The organism is Xylanibacter ruminicola (assembly GCF_900142525.1).
Taxonomy (GTDB): Bacteria; Bacteroidota; Bacteroidia; order Bacteroidales; family Bacteroidaceae; genus Prevotella; species Prevotella ruminicola_A.
Genome location: NZ_FRBD01000006.1, coordinates 145463 through 169790, shown reverse-complemented (window position 1 = coordinate 169790; position 24328 = coordinate 145463). Strand labels below are relative to the sequence as shown.

Sequence of the window (24328 nt, the reverse complement as noted above, 5' to 3'; positions counted from 1 at the left end):
GTGTTGAGACAAGTGGGCTATTGGCTGAAAACCTCAGCAAATGTACGGCAGTCGAACGCCCTGCGCCTCCGCATCTTCGGCAGGTTGTTTCACAGACAGTTGTTCACGGGCGACGAACTGCACTCAGGAGACGTGTCCTCGCGACTGGCTAAGGACATTGAACAGGTGACAAAGGTCACGACAGATACCCTGCCCGAAATGGTGATTACAGGCATCAAACTCTGCGGCGCCTTCCTGCTGATGCGCTGGTTCGACGAACGGCTGGCATGGGCATTGCTGTTACTGACACCATTGGCCATCGTTTTCGGCAAACTGATTGCCCGTCGGTTGCGCACCATGACGCTCGATATCCGGCAAGACGAAAGTCGCATCCAAATGCAGGTGCAGGAAGGCATGGAGCATAATGCCGTGCTGCGTTCCTTAGGCTCGGAGCAGTGGATTACCGACAGACTCGACTCGATGCAGCAACGGCTTCGTGGAAACGTGATGCGACGCCTACGGTTTACCATCGTCACGCGACTCATTATGGGTTGTGCCTTCGGTCTTGGCTATCTGATGGCATTTGTATGGGGAGGCATTGGACTGCGCAACGGCACGATTACCTTTGGTGTAATGACCTCATTTCTGCAACTTGTAAGTATGATTCAAGGCCCTATTCTGCAATTGCTGAACATGGTGCCAGAGGTGATACATGCAACAGCCAGCATTGACCGGCTCGAAGAGTTGGAACAGACAACGCAAGAGCCAACTGTTGCACGGACAGGCAAAACAAGTTCTAAAGGCATCAACTTCAACAATGTCTCTTTCCGCTATGCCAAGGGCGACCGGGAGATACTTTCCCACTTCACTCATGAATTCAAGGAAGGCTCAAAGACTGCCATCATGGGCGAGACGGGTATTGGAAAGACCACGCTGTTCCGCTTGATACTCGGATTTATCGAGCCTACCAGCGGACAGGTTGCTATGGGCGGTGAATTGTGTTTCGTGCCACAGGGCAATACGCTGATGAGCGGCACCATCCGCTATAACCTGCAACTGGCCAAGCCCGATGCCTCCGACGACGAACTGCGCGAGGTGCTGCATACCGCCTGTGCTGACTTCGTCTTCGACCTGCCCGAGGGAATAGACACCGAACTGGGTGAGCGCGGCAGCGGACTCAGCGAGGGACAGGCCCAGCGTATCGCTATTGCCCGTGGTCTGCTCCACGGTGGCGACATCCTTCTGCTTGACGAGATCAGCAGCTCCCTCGACGAACCCACGGAGCGCGAACTGTATCACCGTCTCTTTACGACCTACCCACAAAAGACCATGCTTTTCATCACCCACCGAAAGGCTGTCAGTGAGTTATGCAACGAAGTTGTTAGCCTCTAAATGACATCGTCTTTTACGCAACTGTGAAAAAAGAATCTCATAATAGGCCAACTGAATTAAACTGACCTTTAACAATAAAAAAGGTGTGGCGAAACCGCATATAGCTTTTTATTAGAGAATTTACTCTACTCCTAATAAATCACAAAAAATTCCTCTGTATCTATACGGATATGGAGGAATTTTTGTACCTTTGCCGCCATAAAACCATTAATATACGTAGATTATGGCAATATTAGGAATGACTTTAGGAATTATTGTTGCCTTGGCGCTTGTAGTCGTTGGCTACTTTATTTCTACCCAGCGCACGCTGGTAAACCTTGACGAGTTGTGTAAGAATGCACTGAGCCAGATTGAGGTTCAGCTTAATTCGCGTTTCGATGCAGTGATAGCGCTGGCTAAGACTGCTGCACAGTATGCCGCACACGAGAGTGAGACGATTATACAGACGGTGCAGGCTCGCGGTGGTAACGCCCCTGCCAACACACCAGCTGCCATCAACCAGCAGGCCGATCTGCTTGGGCAGATGATGGGCCGCCTGAACGTAGTAGTAGAACAGTATCCTGAGCTGAAAGCCAGCGACCTGTATATCAAGGCCCAGGAGGGACAGAGAGAATATGAGGAGAAAGTACGCATTTCGCGTATGGTATATAACGATACTGCCACAAAGATGAACCGTATGGTTCGTCAGTGGCCTTCGAGCTTCGTGGCTCAGATGCTGCACTTCGATGTGAAGGACTATCTGAAGGTAGACAACGAGCAGAAGAAAGAGTATCCTAACCTTGATGAGGCGTTCAAGAAATAAATGAGCGAAGATTTCGATATACGTGAGGAACGCTTTGCACAGGGCGAGAAAGACTTTGAGAATGCCCTGCGCCCGCTGAGTTTCAGCGACTTCAGCGGCCAGAAGAAGGTGGTAGAGAATCTGGAGGTGTTTGTAGAGGCTGCCAAGTATCGTGGCGAGCCTCTGGACCACACCTTGCTGCATGGTCCTCCAGGACTGGGAAAGACCACCCTGTCGAATATCATCGCCAACGAGCTGGGCGTGGGATTCAAGATTACAAGTGGACCAGTGCTCGACAAACCTGGCGATCTGGCCGGTATCCTGACATCGCTCGAAAAGAACGACGTGCTGTTTATCGACGAGATACACCGACTGTCGCCTGTGGTTGAGGAGTATCTGTACAGCGCCATGGAGGATTACCGCATCGACATCATGATTGATAAAGGTCCTTCGGCACGCAGCATACAGATAGACTTGAACCCGTTTACCCTGGTGGGTGCCACCACGCGTAGCGGACTGCTGACGGCTCCACTGCGAGCCCGTTTTGGTATCAACATGCACTTGGAGTACTACGAGCCCAAGACACTGCAGACCATCATAGAGCGCTCGGCAGGTATTCTGGGAGTACCCATCACAGAGGATGCTGCGTTGGAGATAGCAGGTCGTTCTCGTGGAACGCCACGTATAGCTAACGCCCTGCTGCGCCGAGTGCGCGACTTTGCACAGGTGAAGGGCAACGGCATGATTGACACTAAGATAACCAAGATAGCCCTGACGGCACTGAACATAGATAAGTATGGTCTCGATGAAATCGATAATAAGATTCTGCTGACCATCATCGATAAGTTCAAGGGCGGACCTGTGGGCATCACTACCATCGCCACTGCTATCGGTGAGGATGCCGGTACGGTTGAGGAGGTGTACGAGCCATTCCTGATTATGGAGGGCTTCATCAAGCGCACGCCTCGCGGACGCATGGTGACAGAACTGGCCTACAAGCACTTTGGCCGCAACCCATATGGTGGGAACATCATGCAACCGAGTCTGTTTGATTAGATGAAGAAGTTGAGGAGGTATGAAGACAGGAATATTTGTTGGGAGTTTTAATCCCTATACCATTGGTCACGATTCCATCGTGCGTCGTGCATTGCCACTCTTCGATCGACTGGTTATAGGAGTGGTGGGCGACAATGTGCATAAGCCTGATATGCCGTCGGCCGAGGAACGTATGCAGGTGATCAAGAATCTGTATGCCGACGAAAAACGTATAGAGGTAAAGCCATACCATGGGCTGGCCATGGACTTTGCAAAGGCAGAAAACGCCCAATTCATCGTGAAAGGTGTGCGCACCGTTAGCGATTTTGAGTACGAACAATGGCAGGCCGACTTTAACCGAAAGTTAGGCGGCATTGAGACCATCCTACTGTATACTGAGCCCGAGCTGGCCAGTGTATCGTCGAGTGCAGTGCGCGAGTTGCAGCACTTTGGTGTAGACGTAAGTGCTTATTTACCGAAAAAAGGATAAGATATGGTTATATACGAAGCAGAGGGCGTAAAGTTCCCTCATATCAAGAAACGCGAAACAACAAGCTGGATACGCAACGTTGCTGCCAGCTACGGTAAGAAGGTGGGCGAGATAGGTTATCTGTTTGTGAACGATGAGAAGATATTGGAGGTGAACAATCAGTATCTGGGGCACGACTATTATACAGATATCATAACCTTCGATTATACCGAGGGTAAGACCATCAGTGGCGACTTGTATATATCGCTCGACACCGTGTTTACCAATGCCGATAAGTTCGGACGTCCATACGACGAGGAACTGCACCGCGTGATTATACACGGCATTCTGCACCTGTGCGGTATTAACGACAAGGGCCCAGGTGAGCGCGAGATTATGGAAGCCGCCGAAGACAAGGCCCTGGCTATGCTGGAGAAATAATTTGTTGGAAGGATAATATAAAAATGAAATGAAAAAGAGTGGAATGAAAGCTTTGAGCTGTTGCTCGATTGTTGCTGCTGCCCTGATGCTGCAGAGCTGGATGGCTGGCGACCAGACAATGACAAAAGAAAACGGTGTTACCGTTATTAATACCACTACACTTGGTAAGGATGTGCAGGGTTATCTGGGCACAACCCCACTGAAGATTTATATCGAAAAGAATAAGGTAGTTAAGATTGAGGCACTGAAGAACCAGGAGACTCCCAAGTACTTCCTCAAGGTGAAGAAGGCTCTGCTGGAGAAGTGGAATGGTATGAAGGTAAAGGATGCCCAGAAGCTGAAGGTTGACGCTGTTACAGGCGCTACCTACTCATCGAATGCCGTTATCGATAATGTGAAGCTGGGATTGGACTACTACCAGAATCACAAGAAGTAACGGTATGCAACAACGTTACGCACTGTTTTTTGATATAGACGGAACCTTGGTAAGCTTTGAGTCTCACCAGATTCCGCCTTCTGCTATCTTGGCTTTGACCCAAGCCAAGGCTAACGGACATAAGGTGTTTATAGCTACCGGCCGCCCACCTATTATTATTACCAACCTTGGGGCTATAGAGCACCTGATTGACGGATATGTGACCACAAACGGCGCCCTGTGCTATGTAGGTGATGACGTGGTGACTTGCAAGGCCATACCGCAGGATGAAGCCAGACTGGTGGTTGCAGACAGCATTGATAAGCAATACGGTATCATAGTGATAGGCGAGAAGGATGTAGCTGTGCTGGATCCAAATGGTGATGTGGATATGATTTTCCGTCAGCACCTGGCTGTGGAGAATCTGAATCTGGCCAAGCCTGTAGAGCACGTGTTGCAGCAGCGTATACTGCAGATAACGCCATTTTTTGACAAGGATTACGAAGCAGAGTTGATGGCCAGACTGCCAGGATGTACATCGGGCCGCTGGCATCCTGCCTTTACCGATGTAACGGCTAAGGGTGCTGATAAGGGTGAGGGACTGCTTGCTATGGCTCAGCACGAGGCACTTGACCCTCAATACACCATGGCTTTTGGTGATGGTGGTAACGACACAACGATGATTCGCAGGGCCGGCATAGGTGTGGCTATGGGTAACGCTATCGACGACCTGAAAAAAGAAGCCGACTTCGTGACAACTTCTGTCGACGAAGACGGCATCAGATATGCTTTAAGCCACTTTGGCTTGATATAACTTATTGTTTTTCCATCACTTTGAGGGCGCGCTTTACCATCTCATTTTCTTCGTTGTAGATAGAATAGTACTCGCTCATATCCCATATGTCGCGTGCTATCAAGGCTTTTAGCTGCAGGCGAAGGTGGGGTAGGGTCTTCTCGAGCTCAGCCTTGTCTCTTGGTTTGATCTTCTGTTTCTCGCCCTCCTTCAGGATGGCATCAACCAGACTCTGTGGCACCTCGAAACGCTGCTTATAATCCTCGAATGAAGTCCATGCCTTCTTGAGCTGTTTGCGATGATTATCTACATAGCGCAGATTCTGTTGCAGAACAATGCTCTTGGCAGTCAGTTCGCGGTGGAACTTGGTATAGATAGTGGTGTCTAACGGGATGTATTCATCAGGCATGATGCCGCCACCACCATATACTGTGCGATGTTCTCTAAGTGTTTCGTACTTCAGCGAATCGGCAAAGTGTATGCTGTCGGCATTTGTAAGTTCACCACTCTTCAGGCGATTAATCACATCCATCGCATAATCGCGGTTGTCGCCTTTAGTATAGGGTTTCTGTATGCATCGGCCCGATGGGGTGTAGTAGTGGGCAATGGTAAGACGTATCATAGAGCCATCGGGCATGTCGAGCGGACGCTGAACAAGGCCCTTGCCGAATGTACGGCGGCCCACAACGATGCCGCGATCCTGATCCTGAATAGCACCTGTTACAATCTCGGCTGCTGAAGCAGTATAGCTATCTACCAGTACTACTATCTTGCCTTCGCGGAACACACCGCCGCCATCGGCTTTATACTCTGTGCGTGGCACTTTGCGACCTTCGGTATAAACGATGAGATCGTTGCGCTGCAGAAATTCGTTGGCAATGTCGACTGCGGCTTTAAGATAACCTCCACCATTTTCCTGAAGGTCGAGAATCAGGTGCTTCATGCCCTGATCGCGCAGGGTTTTAAGTCCTGAGAGGAACTCCTGATGGGTGGTAGCACCGAAATTGCCGATTCGGATATAGCCAATCTGTGGACGGATCATATAGACCGCATCTACCGACTTTACGGGAATCTTATCGCGTACAACCGTAAAGGTCAGTTTATCCTTAATGCCCTGGCGGATAATACCTAGTTTTACTTTGGTGCCCTTTGGACCGCGCAGGCGCTTCATGATTTCCTCCTTGGGCATCTTTACGCCTGCGATGGCTGAATCATTTACTGATATGATTCTGTCGCCGGCAATAATGCCTACCTTCTCTGATGGTCCGTTAGTGACAGGTTGGATAACCAATAGAGTGTCCTCGATCATGTTGAATTGTACACCGATACCCTCGAAGTTTCCGTTAAGGGGCTCGTTTGCTTCCTTCACTTCTTTAGGTGTCATGTACGATGAATGTGGGTCGAGCTTGTCAAGCATGCCACGAATGGCATCCTCAACTAATTTCTTTTCATCAACATTGTCGACATACAGATTGCTGATAGCAATCTCTGCAAACTGCAGTTTACGCAGTGGCGAATCATCACTTTGGTTGATACGAAACTGCGCATAAACAGGTGAGAAGGTGAGAAGGTGAGAAGGTGAGAACACCAAAGCAATTATTATCAATATTTTTTTCATTGTTCTTTTACTTTCTTTATGATGTTAATCAATGTTCCTATTATAATATCTAAATCTTTCTGAATAGAATCATGCTCAGATTCACTGATTATGCCAGATAAACATAATAAAGTAAGCCAATACTCAGTTTCATCAGCTTCTTTAAGTGCTATGCTTAATTTGTTGATGTAGTCTGCTTTACTCTGGGCATTGTTACTTTCTGCAATATTTGCACCTATACTTGTACCACTGCGATATATTTGTCGAGACATATCATACTCATGTTTCTCATCACATAAGTATTTGTATAGTTTTATGATTCGAAGAGCAAATTCAATACTGAGTTCAGAAATTACATTTCTTTTCTTCATCTTACCTTCTCACTTTCTCACCTTCTCACTTTCTCACTTTCTCACTTTCTCACTTTCTCACTTTCTCACTTTCTCACTTTCTCACCTTCTCACTCTCCAAACTCTTCTTCGGGGCGGTCTTCTTCTACCACCAGATTATCAATAATAAAGTTCTGACGCTCCATGGTATTCTTGCCCATGTAGTACTCCAAAAGTTTCTGTACTTGGTCAGTCTTGTGCAGTGTTACTTGCTCCAGGCGGATGTCGGGACCAATGAAACCTGCGAATTCATCGGGCGAGATCTCGCCAAGACCTTTGAATCGGGTGATTTCGGGATCAGGTCCAAGTTCCTCAATAGCCTTCTGACGCTCTTCATCGCTATAGCAGTAGCGGGTAATAAAGTCACTCTTCTTATCTGACTTAGCATCAGCTTCGGCAATAGCCTTCTTGTTCTTGATCTTAGTACGGCGATTGCGGACACGGAAAAGCGGTGTCTGCAGAACGTAGACGTGTCCTTTCTTGATGAGTTCGGGGAAGAACTGAAGGAAGAAGGTGATGATGAGCAGGCGGATGTGCATACCATCGACATCGGCGTCGGTAGCCACAATCACCTTATTATATCTCAAGGTGTCTAAGCCATCCTCAATATCAAGAGCTGCCTGAAGCAGGTTGAATTCCTCGTTTTCGTAAACAACCTTCTTGGTGAGTCCGAAGCAGTTAAGTGGTTTGCCTCGTAGCGAGAATACAGCCTGGGTATTCACATCGCGGCTCTTGGTGATGCTTCCGCTGGCTGAATCACCCTCGGTGATGAAGATGCATGATTCCTCTTTGCGATCGTTCTTGACATCGCTGTAGTGGATGCGGCAGTCGCGCAACTTGCGGTTATGCAGGTTGGCTTTCTTGGCACGCTCGCGGGCTAGCTTGGTAACACCTGCCATAGCTTTGCGATCGCGTTCGCTCTCCTTAATCTTATTCTCAAGCACCTCGGCCACATCCTGATGGATATGCAGGTAGTTGTCAACCTCTTGTTTGATGAAGTCGCCAATGTATTTGTTGATGCTCACACCACCATCGGGAGCCATCGTTAGCGAACCGAGTTTAATCTTTGTCTGACTCTCGAACAACGGTTCCTCAACATTGATGGCGATAGCGGCTACGATACCTGTACGGATATCGCCATACTCGTATTTGCCGTAAAACTCCTTGATGGTACGGGCAATATGCTCCTTGAATGCACTCTGGTGGGTTCCGCCCTGAGTGGTGTGCTGGCCGTTGACAAACGAATAGTATTCCTCGCCATACTGATTGGCATGGGTGAATGCTATCTCGATGTCTTCGCCCTGAAGGTGTACAATGGGGTAGAGGGCATCGCTGGTCATGCGGTCCTTCAGCAAGTCCTCCAGTCCGTGGCGTGACAGGATGCGGCGACCATTATACATGATGGTAAGTCCGATGTTCAGGTATGTGTAGTTGCGCAGCATGTTTTCCACGATTTCATCGTGGAACTGGTAGTTGATGAACTTGGTGGCATCGGGTTCGAAATAGATGTATGTTCCGTTCTCGTCCTGCGATGGCTCGGTAACATCGCTAATCAGTTTGCCGCATTCAAATACGGCTTTGCGTACCTTGCCTTCGCGATAGCTATGTACCTCGAAGTGGCTACTCAGTGCGTTGACGGCTTTTACACCCACACCGTTAAGTCCGATAGACTTCTTAAAGGCCTTTGAGTCGAACTTTCCGCTGGTGTTCAGGATGCTTACAGACTCAATCAGTTTTCCCTGTGGAATGCCTCGGCCATAGTCACGAACCGATATACGTAGATTGTCCTCTACGTTTACTTCAATTCTATCGCCGGCCTTCATCTTGAATTCGTCGATAGAGTTATCAAAAACTTCTTTCAATAGCACGTAAATACCATCTTCTACAGATGAACCGTCGCCCAATCGGCCAATATACATACCTGGGCGAAGACGAATGTGCTCAAGTCCCGTCAACGTCTGAATATTACCTTCGTCGTAGTTGACGGTTTCGGGATTAATCAGGTTGTTATCTTCGTTCATAGATTCTTTTTGAAACATCTTCTGCGTTTATGTTGAGTGTGCTCCAGATACTGCCACTGGCTCTGCACTTTCTCGTTTGTCTCCATCTCAACATTGGTCTCGCCCCATTTAAATCCGTATTTCTGATACCAAGGAATGAGATCATAGAACAACAATGCATTCACACCCTTCTGCTGGTATTCAGGCAGTACGCCTACAAGCATCAGGTCCAGACATTCGGCCTTATGGAACTTGAGGGCCATCAGACAGTGCCACCAGCCGAAAGGCCACAGACGACCCTTGCGGCATTTCTGCAGGGCGCGTGTCATCGAGGTGATACTGATACCGATACCGATAACATCATGGTTGGGGGTATTCCAGTCTTCAATCAGGCAGAGCATATTCATATCGAGTATAGGGAAGTACATCTTCAAATATTCGTCTATCTGTGCCTCTGTCATCTGGGAATAGCCATACAGGTTACCAAACGACTTGTTGACTACATCAAGTACCTTGCGACCGTACTGCTCCTTTCCGAATACCTGACTGCGCTTGGGGTGTATAGGATGGAGGTTATAGCGTTTCATCACCATCTCAGCCACCTTCTTGTACTTTTCAGGCATACCGTCCTTAGGCACTATGAGCTTAAACTCCACATAGTCGTTGTCCTTCACCCACTCGCCCAACTGCTCAATGTGCTTGGGATAATAGGGATAATTATAGATGGTAGCCATCGTGCCCAATTCGTCGAAACCCTCTATCAGCATACCTTCGGGGTCCATATCTGTAAATCCCAGCGGACCAACAATCTCTGTCATGCCTTTCGAGCGTCCCCAGTCTTCCACTGCCTGGAACAAGGCGCGGCTTACCTCTATATCATCGATGAAATCTACCCATCCGAAGCGAACACTCTGACGCTCCCAACGGTCATTGGCACGATGATTAATGATGCCAGCTATGCGTCCAGCAATCTTACCATCCTTGTAAGCCAGAAAATACTCAGCCTCGCAAAACTCAAAGGCGGCATTCTTGTCTTTACTCAAGGTATGCATTTCGTCACTGAACAGATTGGGCGCATCATACTGATTGCCCTTATACAAGTCGTAATGGAAGTCGATAAAGGCCCTAAGGCTCTTTTTATCTGTAACCTTTCTAATTTCTACTGCAGACATACTCTATCTTTGTTCGTTAAGCATAAAAACGTTGCAAAGATAAAGAAAAAGCGGCAAATAACAAAAAATATTAAGATATTTTTCGGCAAACCATGAGCAGATGGCCCTTCTTTGTATCGGTTGTGGCGAAAATATACACCTCGCCACCATCTTTCAATTTGAGTCTCTTTCGGAGGTCGGCTACTGATAGTGGGAAGTTCCTGGTGGCAATGTTGGCTTTGTCGATGCCTGCAAGTGTCTCTTTCAGGTCTCGTTTGTTCATGGTGCAAACCCGGTCAATAACGAACCCTCGACCAGGAAAGTCTTCTACTATCCTATCTGATATAAATAGATGGCTGTTGGAGTCGGGCTGAATGATGTTGAAATGTTCTGAGATAAGATTGAAACAACCGGCCTTCATTACTGATGCATTGGGCTCGTACAGGTATTTGGGGGATTCTGAAGGCGAATAAAAATCGCCGATTTCATCGTTAGGATAGAAACTGAACACACTGTCATCGTTAGTGCAGAATACCTGAAGTGGTTTTTCTTCTTTCTCCACTACCAAAAGCAGCTCCTTGCATTCGTTGCCTACTGATATGATATGAACCTGGCTGACATGGTTGACATCGCTTACAGCCTTCTGCCAATCAAGCATGGGTGATAACTTGATGATAACACGGTTTGATTTTTCCAGCATTTCATCGATGATTTCTAAAACGTTTGGAGTACAGTCGGCTATACCATAGGTGCGACCACCATGTTGGTCTCGACGGGCAGGATCGATGAATATCAAATCGGCATGCTCCATCTGGTGAAGATACGCCACGCCATCGCTGCAAACTACTTGGATATGATTTAACCCCAAACGTTTATAATTCTCCGATGAAATGGCGCATAATTGTGGTTGCTGCTCTACGTGAACTGCCTCGCTGAACCCTGCCGACATAAATGCCATATCAACGCCGAACCCAGCTGTTAGGTCTACAATCTTAGTTCCTTGGCCTGCTATCTGGGCTTTGTATCTGGCAGTTCTCTCACTTGAACACTGCTCCATAGAGAGATGGGGCGGATACACGATACCATCGATAGCGGCCCACGATGGTATCTTTGTACGGGCTTTCTGTCGGCCTGATATCTGGTCAAGGGCATACGTCATGTCAACCTCAGGGTGTTTCTTCCCTAAGAAAGCTAACTGACGTACATCCTCGTTAGCATGAATACGGATAAACTCGAGTGTTGCCTCGTTCATAGCTTAAAGTGATGCCATAAAATCTTCAAACAGCTTGCTGTTGTTGCCTGGCGTGATGATGTGGTGGTTGCCAATAGGACGCGTCAGGAAATAGCTTGCCTGCTGACTGTCAGTGAGTTGTATAACCTGCTGAGTGCGACATAAGTCAGGTTTTGCCTGATTCCTGACAAGTTTTCCCTCAGCCATAAAATTGCGTTTCAAATCGCCCGATACCTTGAAGATGGTTACTGGTCCTTCCTTCATGTAGCCTCTGATTCCAACGCCAATGCCTGATTCGAAGTGCGTGTCAAGTTCGTACCGTTCTACCATATTTAATGGTATGGTACAGTGGGCAAACAACATTTCACCCGTTTCTGGATTAATCTGAGATGGATTGGCCTGGAATCCTGATACACCAAGCAATGCATTGGTGATTGCCATCGACAACATGGCAGGCACATCGCCTTCGCAGCCTGCAACAATCCCTTCGGCATTCAAGCGCGCCAAAGCTAGACAGCCAGTGTTGTGAACTGCTGTCAGTAAGTCGAAACATCTCAGTGTAAAACCTTGTAATAGGTACTTGTCTACAATCACTTTCAGGGCTTCGTAGATCCGATTGGGCATATCGCCCTCAGCAATCTTGTCGATCCCCTCAATCAGTTCTTCAATGGGCACTTCTATCAAGTCGATACCCAGCCTGGTTTTTACTGCTTTGGGATCGGCTGCGCTGGAAATCAACCAGTCGGAAGGTTGGCCGATGATGCCATAGCGAGTGTCTTTCAACCTCTTTCTGGCCTCGCTCATTTTAGATAGTGTTGCCAATCGCTGGGCGATATAGTCAGCGCTACCGTGGATAATCTCGCCCTGCATGTAGTTCTGCTGCAGATAAGACAGGATTTCCATCGATGCTGCCAACGAGTTGCTCTTACCTGATGTGAGCAGATAGAATGGAGCCTGTGACTGCTGTCTGAGTTGAGGTAACAGACGCTTGAAAATACCCTCGGTACCGCCTGTGCGGACATAAATGACTGACAGCGTATGACAACCATAGTCGGTATAATCATTGCCCTTCAGGGTGTAATCAATGCCAAGGCTACTCAGAAACTCTTGAGTAACAGCTCCAACGGCTTTCTCGTCGTGTAGTTCGGATGTAAGTGTGTAGATGGCTATATCCATAAGTTGTTGAGTTTTACTGATGTTATATTATTCTGGCTGCAAAGATACGAAAGAAATCTTTAAAACAAGTCAAAAGTGCTCGAATCTTTGGTTGTTTAACAGAAATGCGCTATATTTGCAACGGTTAAACTAAAAACATTGGATTATGAATATCGGAGACAAGGCGCCTGAGGTATTGGGCAAGGACGAGCAGGGACGTGAAATCCGGCTGAGTGATTACAAGGGGCGTAAGCTGGTGTTGTACTTCTATCCTAAGGACAATACGAGTGGTTGTACGGCTGAAGCTTGCAATCTGCGTGATAGGTTTAGCGAGTTGCAAGGTGCTGGCTATGAGGTTGTTGGCGTAAGTAAGGACTCTGCAGCCTCACATGTCAAGTTTAAAGAAAAACATGAGTTGCCATTTCCATTGATTGCCGATGTTGACCACACCTTGCTTGAGGCGATGGGCGCTTGGGGTGAGAAATCGATGTATGGCAAGAAGACCATGGGCACCATCCGCACTACTTTTATTATCAACGAAGAGGGTCTCATCGAACAGATCTTTGCTGGTAAGCAGGTTAAAACCAAAGAGCATGCCGAACAGATACTGAACCGATAGAAAAGCAAACGGCACATCTTGGCATCCGTCCAAGCGATTACCACTTGTCATAAGTCTTAATATCGTCTGACCAGCGGTGATCTTTGGGGAAAGACTGACCATTCCATGCTTTTACCTGTGTCCAAGGCTGTGCTTCATCTGTCCAGAAAGGATGGTTGGCTGGCAAGCCTAATGGCATAAAGCTAAGACTTGTCAGGTAGAGTGAACCGTTGTTGGTATACCAGTCGGCCACCTCAGGCTGATGCCCACAGAAACCAATCGTAAGATAGCCAGCATCGTTGAAATTCTTCTGTATATCGAACATACGATGATGTACCTTGGTAAGTGCTGCACGTACCTGTCCGTTGCTAAGCTCCTTAGGCAACTTCTGATACCATGCCATCAGGGCCAAAGGCTGCATAGCGGCTGTACGGTAAGGAATAGAGCGACCAAATACAGGGAAGGTTCCTTCGGGCGAGATGAATCGCTCCAGGATGATAGCTAATTTCTGGGCGCGCTTCAAGGCTCGGTCGTAGTACTTCTGATAGTCCAGACGTGTGTTGGCCTTGGCATCGACCATGGCTTGAAGTGTTTCAAGGTACATGGCATGGAACACGTAGCTGGAATAGTAGTCGAAGGCAAACACTGGGCCGTCGGCATACCAGCCGTCGCCAACATACCATTCTTCAACTTTGCGACAAGTGGTATTTACACGGAACTCATCGTACTGAGCTCCTGCCTTGGCCAGCAGGCTCTCGATGGTTGACGAGAAGAGAAACCAGTTGGTGTATGGCGGGTCAATCTTACGCAGACTCTGGAACTCCTTGATATATCGTTCTTTGGTTACATTGTCGAGGGGGAGCCAAAGGGTGTCCCAAGCACGAAGAAATGATTCGGCGATGTAAGCAGCATCAACCAGATTCTGACCGGCCTTACCCCAGCACAGATAGTCGGGCGAATTTGGATCTACGGCATTTTTATACGATGCCAATGCCCACTCGCGTAGCTGCTTGCGTTGCTTGCCTTCGGCAGTATCGTCATCAGGCAGAGTGAGCCAGGGAGCAATGCCGGCCATCAGACGACCGAATGTTTCCATATAGACTACACTACGGTCGCGATTATCGAACGATGGCGAGAACTCGGTCTTCATGTTCTTCTGTAGTTCGCCTTTAGCCATGTTCTCCAGTACGGGCTGTGCCATCTTATAGGCGATAGAGCACCAATACTCACGGTCGGTTTGTTGGGGTTGTTTTGCCTTCTTGGCTGCCTGTAGAGGCATAAGCAGTGCTATGGCTGCTATCAGTACAATGACTCTTTTCATTGGATAGAATATTTAATTTTATTGTTTGTTTTTGTCGATTTTACTGTTAATACAATACGGTACATCTTCTTTCCCCATATATCTTGTAACAATGGATCGAGCAAATGACTGATGTCCTCGACCGATGCCGATAGCTCGTTGGTGTTGTAATGTATACGTTTCACAGCGTCTGGGTCGAGTGTGATGAGCATGATACGTGTAGGTTGGCTATAGTTGGCCAGTTGGTATTCCTCTGTAACGGTGATGGCCGATTTGCCTGTTGAAATTGTACGTTTCCATGTGTTTACCTTTGCTTCGGTAGGGTAGGCGTCTGCAATGTCAAGACACAGCACACCGTCTTTGTGGCTAATCACCTTGGCTGAATATTTCTTGCCGTCTTTCTGGTCAACACCATTAATTTGTGGCAGATTATGATACTGCGACTGCATGGTCCAGATATTATAACGATCCTTACCAAATGTCTTGGCAGTATATTCGCCTACGCCTGGATCAATGAATAGAGGTTCGTTGTTGGCGTAAACAATAAATGAACCTACATCATTATGGTTGTGACTCTCGCCATTATGACCGCCTTTCATGGCAACAAATAGTTGGCTCCTGCGGGCAGTCATGATCTGTAGGTCGGGCAACCAGACGTCTTTCAATAATGGTTCGTGTGGCTTTTCGGCAATGAATGCACGGATATGCCGTAGAAACATCAGTTCGCGACCAAGAGTAGGGAAATTTCCGCTCTTGTCGTATAGTGCTGCAGGCTTGTTAAGCACATGCTTCTGGCGCCCCAGATAGGCCCCGAACTCACGCATGGTCTTATCGCCAAGCCATAGTCCGAACGGATAAACGATGTTAACCTGCTGAATGGCTTTATTCTCATGAGCATCGGCAAAGTTTACGCAGTAGTCGTTGCCGATATATGTCTTATAGGCATAAGCAGCCATTTTGCGAACTTTGGGATTGTCAGCACCATAGTTCAGAAGTCGCATGACTTCGAACATCGAGGCAGCAGCACGGTCCCAATAGCCAGGTCCTTCATCGCAGCCTCCATCTTCTGGATAGGCATCGATAAAGGCTTGTGTGGCCTTCTTTATTTGTGCGATGGCTTCTGCCTTACGTGTTTCGTCTTTCTCGCATATCAGCACACATGTTAGCCAGTTGCTGCATATCCATGGGTTCCAGTTCATGCCTGCCGTCTTCCACCAGTAGTTGTTGGCAACTGCTGGTATCAGTATGCGCTGCTCTATTTCGCGGTCTATGCGCTTGCAGAGATCGGGCGAGAATGTATCGAACTGTTTCTCTAGCATGTATCGTGTCCATACTATGAGGCTGGCAGTCTCAGCATTGAAAAGGTCTACCTCCTGTAGTCTCGTCAATGGAATGCGCTTTCCATAGTGGGCAGGAATGCCCCACCAGGTCTCCTCGCAGAAACTGCCCATTCCATTAATGATGTCATTTGTGAATCTGCCTTTGCCTTCCATGATCTCAGCCATCACAAGTGCTGCCAGCTGGCGTCGCTTCTCGAAACATATCTTCTCGTAGTTTACGCGATTGCCGTTTATCTTGTTCTCGGCAAACACAGTCCATGGCAGCACTGTCCATGAATGGCCCAGATACTGTTCACCATATTCAATATAGCTTTGGCGCATCTCCATGGGGATAGAGTCGCGCCAGAAAGCATCATCTGCCTTAGGCAGCAGTGATGATTGCTGTGAGCTAGCAGTCAGTACCGAGGCTAGGCAAGCAAAGAGGAGGAGAATCTTTTTATTCATGTATGTTACTTATCTGATATACGATAGGCTGTTGCAAGCGATTAAAGAAATCATCGATAACCACCTGCCACTGGGCTTGCGAGCCTACATCATAACGGCTCCATGCCGAACCGAAGTAATAGGTATAAGGCTCACCCTTATAATTGCGCACAATGCCCAAGCCATGATTCAACTCACCCTCCTGCATACAAGTTTCATCTACACCTTCAGGGAACAGAGTTGCTACATAAACCTGCGACTGATTGAGGTCAGGGTGGTCTGTAGGGTCGGCATACTGAACGTAGTTCTTACCCAGAATCAGACTCTTGTCGCCATGTAAAACCACACCCGATGCAAAGCCCATGGGCTGTTTAATACCGTCGTACCATACCGTCATGCGGTTAAAATGAGTTCCTCTGTCCAAGCTCATCAGTCGGTGCTCGGTAATACCGTCGGCATTAGGAGCAAAGTCCAGCTTTACGGTGAATCGCAGTGGACCGTTGTCTAGTATCTGGTAAGTCTGATAGCAATAAGGCAGAACCAGCTTGTCGTTCTTGACAAGTGCTGGTGCACCACAGCCTAACGATGGACCAACACCGTAGGCATCCATGCCATTACCATGGTCGTAGTGGAACGATGTGCGATTATCGATATCTCTCAGGGCCACCTTCTGTCCTGCCTTTCTGAGTGAATCTTCCAGAGTATTTCCGTAGCGGTCCATTAGGTAGCGGTTCTCTACCACCAGTTCAGGTGTGTTCTTTACCCATACGTCGATACCAAAAGAGCGCTCACCTGTTTTCTGCAATGCAGGTCCATAGATACGATAGGCGCCAAGGTCGTTCTCCCAAGCCAGATCGTCTTTACGATAGGGATAGACCTTTCCCATTGTATAAGCCTTGGCTTCAGAGGGCTTGCCCTTACAAACGGTGTATACTGCCTTCCCGTTAGGATGCAGTGATGTATAAAGTAGTAGTTTGTCGTCGTATGTCTTTTGATAGTCAACCTCTAGTCCTAGTCTGTTTTCTATAACGATGTCATCGTCAGAGCTAATGCCTAACTGTTTGCAGATGTCCTGCCAAGAAACCTCAACCACCTCTTGGCGCTGCTGATTGCTCTTGTTATTGAAAGTAAGCGTTACCTTGGGTGCCTGTAGATACCTGTAGTATTCGCAGGCAGCCAGCAGGAAAGCACCAACGCCGAAGTTTGCCTCGCTGTTGGCATCAACCTTCTGTCCGGGAATGGCACGCTCGCCTATAGGCTGAACATAACCAATCTTACCATTGGCCTGCAAGGCAACTGTTGAGAGATAATCCCATGCTTTCGCAATCACGGGGTCGTATTCCTTCTTTGGCAGATAGCCGTTGTTCACACCCCACAGTATGCCATAACAGAAGAAAGCTGTACCCGATGTCTCGTAACCAGGCGCCTGATAGGGATCCATCATAGAGCGAGTCCAGTGGCCTTCAGGCTGCTGAAGCTTCTTAACGCCCTGAGCCAGATTCATGAATTTTTGTACAAAGAAAGCATGATGCTTGTACGTTTTGGGCATATCTTGCAGCACCTTAGCCAGACCTGCCAGCACCCATCCGTCGCCACGCGCCCAGAAATCCTTCTGTCCACTGGCAGTCTTATGCTTGGGATAAACATACTTGCCATCACGGAAATAGAGCCCTGTATCCTTGTCCAGCATGATGCTGTCGCTATAGCAGATGTTTGCATAGAGCTTATCGAGGTATTTCTCGTCGCCAGTCAGCTTGTACATCTTGGTCATAACAGGCATCACCATGTAGAGCGCATCGGCCCACCACCAGTAGTCGTTGGCTTTCGAATCGGCCTCATAGCCCATTACCTCCTTGGCACGAGCCACTTTCTTTTTGTTGGGTTTGAGGTTATATAGGTCTATATACGTCTGGAAACATATCTGCCAGTCGCCAAAGAGCACATAATCCTGCCCTTCGCCATACTGCTTGTACTTCCACTTGGCAGGGTCGGTTTCAGTAGCACCCTTCCACTTGTTATGCTCTGCCCAACGGATACTGTAATTAAGCATCTGCTTATCCTGCAGCAGCTTATACACCTCCATGTTGCCTGTATGATAGGCAGCATTATCCCAGAACGAACGCACCTCGGCAGGATTGTTGGTCTGCCAGTAAGTATTAACCTTTTTAATTGCATCCTTTACTTCTTCTGTCGTCCATTGTTTAGCCTGCAATGTGGCAGCCGAGAAGATGCAGATAGCCATAAGTAGTCTCCTCATAATCATTGTTTTAATTCGCGTGCAAAAATACAAAGTTTTTTATATTACCGCATGATAATTTAGTTAATTCTTAATAAAAGGGGCAGTCTACAATTACATAGCCCGCCCCTTCGCCTTAGAAATACTAACTTATAACCTAATTATGTCTAGAAAAATCAGTATTTAATTAGCTGACTCCTCGTCGGCAACAGCTTCTTCCCAATTAGTCCACATTGGGATGTTGTCGTTATAGCCGTCGTAACCAAAATTCTGTCGTAAAGTTCCTTTGTTGTTTGCTGTAATAGCCGAATTAGGAACAGGCCAGAACAGATTGTGCTTATTGATCTTGTACTCGAAAGTTTGGTTACCTTGCTGACCCTTACCGTAGTCGTGATTGAATACATTATAAGTAGTGCAACGACGGAACCAATAACTACCGCCTTTAAGGTCTGTGCCTTCTTGCTTGTCCCATGTGTTCAGGTCGTAGGTATTGCCCCACTCATCTGGTTTTCCGCTGCGGGCAAGACACCAGCTAACACGAACCATTTCAGCCTGACGGAATTCCTCGAGATAGAGTTCACGAGCACGCTCTGACATGATGTCACCAATAGTAACTGTAGTGAACATCTTCTTGGCATTTGCACGTTTGCGGATTGCATTTACGTCATCAGCAGCACCAGTGGCATTTCCTTGATAGAAACGGGCCTCGGCACGCAGCAGATAGGTCTCTGCCAGACGGAACAGGTACATGTCACCATTTGCGCCCTTACCTGATGCGCCCTGGAACTGGTTAGCGCCCATATTCTCTTCGTTAGGAGTATCGAGGATGTATACCTGATAGAGAGGAGTTGGATACCAGCTACGGATAGTATCAGAGCAGAGAATGTCGCCCTTGTGTACGAGAACCTTTGAAGGATCTGATGGATCAACATAGTCCTCAGTAGCATAGAGTTGATAGTTCTTACCGTAGAAATCAGACTTCTTGTTGTTGTACTTAAAGTCTTCCATCTCCATCCAGTTACCAACTTCGCGGTTGTGGCGTAGGTCTTGCCAGTCAGTCTCTCCATCGTAGTTCCAGATGGTCTTGTTATAATAGTAAGAAGTACGGTTTACAGCAATACCACGTCCGGCAGCGCGTACCCAGTCGAGTTCTGCATTGTAGTCACCGTTATTACGTGCAATGTTCTGTCCAGGACCGCCAAGTCCATGAGGATCGCGGATGATACCATTACTCCAGTGTGCGAAGCAAGCACGCATTACATTATAAGTGGTGAAGTCCTGATCGTTAGAGTTAGAGATCATCATGATGGTCTCCTTGTTGGCAGGGTTAGCGATATTGGGAGTGCGATGCAAGTCCCAAACCACGTTACGGGTAACCTTCCATGTATTCTCCTCACCTGATGGCTGCCATGTACCGAAGTTCTCAGTCATCAGCTTCAAACCGTGATTGTTAATCAAGTCGGTAGCCATAGCTTCAGCCTTAGCATATTCGCCTACAGCGAGGTAGCACTTAACGAGTAGGTGCATACATCCTTCCTGATTTACCTGACCCACATAGCTCATATTGGCTTGTGCTGGAACATGCTGCACAGCAAACTCCAGGTCGTGAACCAGCATCTTGAAAATAGCCTCCTTGCTGGCTGATGTATAGTTACGCTTAGGCACGCTGATAAGCTTTGTTACCAAAGGAATATCGCCAAACTGAAGAGCGAGGTTATAGTAAGCATAAGCGCGATGGAAGTAGGCACGACCTTTATAGGCATCTCGTGTAGCGTCGTCAAGTCCTTTCACATTATCGATATACGAAAGAATAGTATTGGCATATTTTACCATGCTAAAACCTTGATCCCAGAAACGCTGCATGTAGTTGCCGTCGCCACCACCGGCCATACCTGATGTAGGAGTAAGCTTGGCATCGAAGTTATCCTGGAATCCACCACCCATGTCGGTCTTGGCATACATACCAACATCCGACATCAGGTAGTTGGTAAAGATACCAACGTTATTCCAGTTACCATCAATACGGTAAGTTTTCAACTGTTTGTCACATTGTGCAAGGGCAGCCTGTAGACCTGCTTCTGTGCTGTAAGTGGTAGCTGGCTCATAGAATGACAGCGGATCCTGCTCTAGGAAACTATCCGAACAGCCTACCATGGTTCCTGCAAGGACCATCATAAGTCCTCCACGGAATATATTGTTCTTATTGATTTTCATACGATTTATCATTTTAAAGTGTTACATTAAGACCGAACTGGAACTGACGGTTAGCAAAACCTCCTGTCTCTGGATCGCCGTATTCCCAACTGTCAATAGTGAGAACATTGTTGATACCAGCAGTTACATGAACGCGCTGAATACCCCATTTGTTAGTCAGCTCGCGTGGCAGTGTATAGCCAAGCGTAATGTTGTCAAGACGAACAAAACTACGGTTGTATACTTTCTCGATTCCTGTTACACCTGAAGGGCCAACAGCATTCAGACGAGCATACTCGTTGGTTGGATTGGCTGGTGTCCAGTATTCTTTCTTAAATGTATTGCAGGTCTGTGTAAACATAGAACCAGAGTTGTCACCATTCAGCCAGTAACCGGCACGACTCTTGTGGCCCATATAGCTGTACATAGAGAATGAGAATGTGAAGTCCTTCAAGAATGTGAAGTCATTTCGCATATTCCAGTAAATTGGTGGCTGGGTTGTTCCCTGATATACTCGGTCCTTATCGTTGTATACAGGTACTCTTGTTCCATCCGACAGAATCTTGTCGTCCTCTGTATAAACGTTTACTACCTTTGGATCGCCAGGCTTTTGATTGACGAGAGCAGCCTGTTCAGCCTCATTGGCCTGCCAGATGCCGTCGGTCTTCCAATACCAGATCTCGCCGATAGGCTTGCCAATGAACCAACCGTTGCTTGTGTCGTCCATTTCCTTGCCATCCTCGTCATACTCGTAGTACAGATGTTTGATTTTGTTCTTGTTGTAAGAGAAGCCCACAGATGTGTTCCACTTGAAGTCTGGTGTATCAATATTGCGGCTATTCAGAGTGATTTCAAAACCTGTGTTGGTTACCTCACCAAGGTTAGTTGTGATGCTTGAGAATCCAGTAAAGTTAGGCAGGCGCTGAGCCATAATCATATCATGAGTACGCTTGTGGTAAACATCAATACTACCAGAGAGTCGCTTGCTAAGTACTGAGAAGTCTACACCAAAGTTCCAAGAAGAGGTCTTCTCCCATTCCAGGTTAGGATTACCAAGACGGCTTACACTCAAGGCATTCAGTACTTCCTGTGTGGTTGAGCCGTATTTGTAGTAAGCATACAGACCACCGTTGGCTAGATTAGAAAGAGCAAGATAAGTATCGCTGAGCGAACGATTACCATTAGTACCATAGCTCAGACGTACTTTAGCCATGTCGAGCCACTTCCAATCCTTTGCGAACTTCTCTTCAGAGAGAATCCAACTAGCACCCAGTGACCAGAAGTTAGCCCATGGATTGTTCTGACCAAAAGCAGAGTAACCATCGCGACGTACAGTAGCTGTTACCATATAGCGGTCCATGAATCCATAGAACAGACGTCCCAGGTATGCTGCTGCTGAATAGTGTGTATCGTTGGTTGAGAATGAGCTCTGCTCTTTGTTGGCACCAGAAATGTAGTGGAAGCCAAGCACATCGGTTGGTGTGATATTACGGGCAGAGATGTTGTCACTCCAATATCTGTTATCTTCTGCTTCCTGAACAAGAGTCAGTGTAATGTGATGAAGATCAGCAAATGTACGATCCCATGTCAGAGTATTGTTGAGATTCCAGTTGAATGTTTTCGAAGAGTTACGGTTTGAACCGCGATCAGAGGCATTGCTGTTTGGCAACTCTGCCGACATCCAGTAACGGTCATAGAACCACTGGTAGCGTGGAGCAATATTAAACTGATATGTAATACCGAATGGTAATGTTATTTTTGCATTAAAAATGGTATTAAGAACAGTGTAGCCCTTCTCCAGATCGATATACTGCTGCTGGAAGTGATAGTTATAACCGCCATTTGTCGGGTTACCTGTACGAGGATATTGAATCTCGTTTCCATTAGCATCATAGCGTGAAGCGTATGGCGACTCGCGGAGCTGGTTGTCATCCCAGTAGTTACTGCCCAGAGGTACAGGCTGTGAGGTATCACTACGATCCTGGAAGTTAACGTTAGCACCAACTTCGAGCCAGTTTGTAATCTTTGCATTGAGTTTCATGTTAGCGCGATAAGCCTTGTACTCATCACCCTGAATAGCACCTTGTTTGTTAAGGTAGCCAAATCCCAGGTAATAATTTACATTTTCAGTTGCGCCTGAAATGCTAGCGTTGTAATCTTGGTTAAATCCTGTACGGAAAGTAGCGTCTTCCCAATCGTAGGTTTTACCTGCCAGGAAGTTCTCCATAACCAGAGCTGCATCTGCATCAAATCCCATACGACGTGCGTACAGACTCAACATCGACTCGCCTGCCTGCTGGGTCTTAGGACCATTGCTTGCCCATTGGTCTTGTGAGATACCATACTGTGATAGATTATTGAAGTTATCATAATAACCTACAGGTATTCCACTGTCCTTACCATAATATCCCCATGTGCCGTCCTCACGGTAACCATAAGTCTGAGCCTTGTACCAATCCTCACGGTAAGTCATATACTCGCTGGGTTTGAATACATCGCGATAGGCTGCCTTGGTGTTAGCTGCAAGATTCATGCTAACATTGATAGTTGGCTTGCCGTTCTTACCCTTCTTTGTGGTAATGATGATGACACCGCTTGCAGCCTTAGCACCGTAGATGGCTGCAGATGAGGCATCCTTAAGAACGTCAATCTGCTCGATGTCGTCAGGGTTAATCTCTGACAATTCGCCAGCAAACTGCATACCATCAAGGATGATAAGTGGAGAGTTGTGCGAACCGTCGGTATAAAGAGAGTTCTGACCACGTAGCTGGATGCTGGCTCCTGAACCCTTAGCCGATGAGTCGAAACCAATCTGCAGTCCAGGTGTGCCACGCAACAGGTCCTGTACACTGCCAGGATTCTGATCGGCTAGCTTACTTGGGTCAATCTGTACTACCGAACCTGTCAGGTCCTTCTTGCGCATAGTACCATAACCTACTACTACTACCTCCTGAAGTGTTTCAGAATCTTCCTCGATTATGATATTCAGAGTCTGACCACTCTTGAAGGTTACCTCCTTAGTCTTGAATCCGATGTATGAAACAACAATCGTTCCACTGGAGGGGGCTCCTTTTAAATCAAAATAACCATCGAAATCGGTAACGGTACCTACGTTTTCGACATTCTTTACTTTAATGGTAGCACCAATAACGGGCTCACCCTGCTTGTCAACGACCTGACCTTTCAGAACTCCACTTTGCTGTGTAGCCTGAACAGCCGGTTCTGCCGTTGCTGACAATGGGAACGACATGGTTCCTGCTGCCAACGCCATCACGAAGCATAGCTTCTTGGATGGAAGTGTCAAATTAGCATACTTCATTTGATACTGTTTTTAGTTTTACTGTTAATGTTAGTATAATAATTAATATGTATGATTACAATAATCAGTTCAAAAAAATCTCGGGTGCAAA

General features: G+C 47.3%; 19 protein-coding genes. 8 read left to right on the top strand and 11 right to left on the bottom strand.

The genetic code is table 11. From position 1 onward, the window contains the following. From BUB86_RS05605 to BUB86_RS05575, 7 genes are all read left to right on the top strand, one after another. The coding region (locus tag BUB86_RS05605; protein WP_139261437.1) for an ABC transporter ATP-binding protein at positions 1-1371 on the top strand (1371 nt) is incomplete at its 5' end. Positions 1372-1594: 223 nt separating this feature from the next. After that, positions 1595-2173 carry a LemA family protein gene (locus BUB86_RS05600; RefSeq protein WP_073206726.1) on the top strand — a complete coding sequence of 193 codons (579 nt, stop codon included), beginning with the start codon at positions 1595-1597 and terminating at the stop codon, positions 2171-2173. Next, positions 2174-3208: a Holliday junction branch migration DNA helicase RuvB gene (gene ruvB, locus BUB86_RS05595; protein WP_073206723.1), complete on the top strand. Its 1035-nt coding sequence runs from the start codon at positions 2174-2176 to the stop codon at positions 3206-3208. A gap of 19 nt (positions 3209-3227) precedes the next feature. After that, positions 3228-3677: a pantetheine-phosphate adenylyltransferase gene (gene coaD / locus BUB86_RS05590; protein ID WP_073206720.1), complete on the top strand. Its 450-nt coding sequence runs from the start codon at positions 3228-3230 to the stop codon at positions 3675-3677. Positions 3678-3680: 3 nt separating this feature from the next. After that, positions 3681-4097 carry an rRNA maturation RNase YbeY gene (gene ybeY / locus BUB86_RS05585; RefSeq protein WP_073206717.1) on the top strand — a complete coding sequence of 139 codons (417 nt, stop codon included), beginning with the start codon at positions 3681-3683 and terminating at the stop codon, positions 4095-4097. A gap of 28 nt (positions 4098-4125) precedes the next feature. Then, positions 4126-4533, top strand: a complete 408-nt coding sequence (locus BUB86_RS05580; protein WP_073206713.1) for an FMN-binding protein — start codon at positions 4126-4128, stop codon at positions 4531-4533. Positions 4534-4537: 4 nt separating this feature from the next. Further along, the gene (locus BUB86_RS05575) at positions 4538-5326 is read left to right on the top strand and encodes a Cof-type HAD-IIB family hydrolase (RefSeq protein WP_073206710.1); all 789 of its coding nucleotides are present in this window, start codon (positions 4538-4540) and stop codon (positions 5324-5326) included. Position 5327: 1 nt separating this feature from the next. Here BUB86_RS05575 and BUB86_RS05570 read toward each other — a convergent pair whose 3' ends face one another. From BUB86_RS05570 to BUB86_RS05545, 6 genes are all read right to left on the bottom strand, one after another. Beyond that, positions 5328-6923, bottom strand: a complete 1596-nt coding sequence (locus tag BUB86_RS05570) for a S41 family peptidase (RefSeq protein ID WP_081373117.1) — start codon at positions 6921-6923, stop codon at positions 5328-5330. Next, positions 6920-7273 (bottom strand): four helix bundle protein, encoded by a 354-nt coding sequence (locus tag BUB86_RS05565; RefSeq protein ID WP_073206708.1) that lies wholly within the window; start codon positions 7271-7273, stop codon positions 6920-6922. Before BUB86_RS05565 ends, BUB86_RS05570 begins: the two co-directional genes overlap by 4 nt. Positions 7274-7362: 89 nt before the next feature. Next, positions 7363-9312: a DNA topoisomerase IV subunit B gene (locus BUB86_RS05560; RefSeq protein ID WP_073206705.1), complete on the bottom strand. Its 1950-nt coding sequence runs from the start codon at positions 9310-9312 to the stop codon at positions 7363-7365. Further along, a complete protein-coding gene (locus BUB86_RS05555) occupies positions 9309-10463 on the bottom strand; it encodes an N-acetyltransferase (RefSeq protein ID WP_073206703.1) in 1155 nt (384 codons plus the stop codon). The genes BUB86_RS05560 and BUB86_RS05555 overlap by 4 nt, the downstream gene beginning before the upstream one ends. Positions 10464-10533: 70 nt before the next feature. Beyond that, positions 10534-11694 carry a class I SAM-dependent methyltransferase gene (locus BUB86_RS05550; protein WP_073206701.1) on the bottom strand — a complete coding sequence of 387 codons (1161 nt, stop codon included), beginning with the start codon at positions 11692-11694 and terminating at the stop codon, positions 10534-10536. 3 nt (positions 11695-11697) lie between these two features. Next, positions 11698-12849, bottom strand: coding sequence for a hypothetical protein (locus tag BUB86_RS05545; RefSeq protein WP_073206698.1), 1152 nt, complete (start codon positions 12847-12849; stop codon positions 11698-11700). Between the two features lie 145 nt (positions 12850-12994). Between BUB86_RS05545 and bcp the strand changes: the two genes are divergently transcribed. Beyond that, a complete protein-coding gene (bcp, locus tag BUB86_RS05540; RefSeq protein WP_073206696.1) occupies positions 12995-13447 on the top strand; it encodes a thioredoxin-dependent thiol peroxidase in 453 nt (150 codons plus the stop codon). Positions 13448-13484: 37 nt separating this feature from the next. On the opposite strand, the gene BUB86_RS05535 is transcribed toward bcp, so the two are convergent. The 5 genes from BUB86_RS05535 to BUB86_RS05515 all read right to left on the bottom strand — a co-directional run bounded on the left by BUB86_RS05535 (position 13485) and on the right by BUB86_RS05515 (position 24237). Further along, a complete protein-coding gene (locus BUB86_RS05535; RefSeq protein WP_410543929.1) occupies positions 13485-14705 on the bottom strand; it encodes a DUF2264 domain-containing protein in 1221 nt (406 codons plus the stop codon). 38 nt (positions 14706-14743) lie between these two features. Next, the gene (locus BUB86_RS05530) at positions 14744-16510 is read right to left on the bottom strand and encodes a heparinase II/III family protein (protein ID WP_073206691.1); all 1767 of its coding nucleotides are present in this window, start codon (positions 16508-16510) and stop codon (positions 14744-14746) included. Further along, positions 16503-18752 (bottom strand): glycoside hydrolase family 88 protein, encoded by a 2250-nt coding sequence (locus BUB86_RS05525; RefSeq protein ID WP_410543927.1) that lies wholly within the window; start codon positions 18750-18752, stop codon positions 16503-16505. The genes BUB86_RS05530 and BUB86_RS05525 overlap by 8 nt, the downstream gene beginning before the upstream one ends. A 156-nt stretch (positions 18753-18908) precedes the next feature. Then, positions 18909-20939, bottom strand: a complete 2031-nt coding sequence (locus tag BUB86_RS05520; RefSeq protein ID WP_073206761.1) for a RagB/SusD family nutrient uptake outer membrane protein — start codon at positions 20937-20939, stop codon at positions 18909-18911. Between the two features lie 13 nt (positions 20940-20952). Then, positions 20953-24237 carry a SusC/RagA family TonB-linked outer membrane protein gene (locus tag BUB86_RS05515; RefSeq protein ID WP_175549420.1) on the bottom strand — a complete coding sequence of 1095 codons (3285 nt, stop codon included), beginning with the start codon at positions 24235-24237 and terminating at the stop codon, positions 20953-20955. Between the last annotated feature and the right edge of the window lie 91 nt (positions 24238-24328).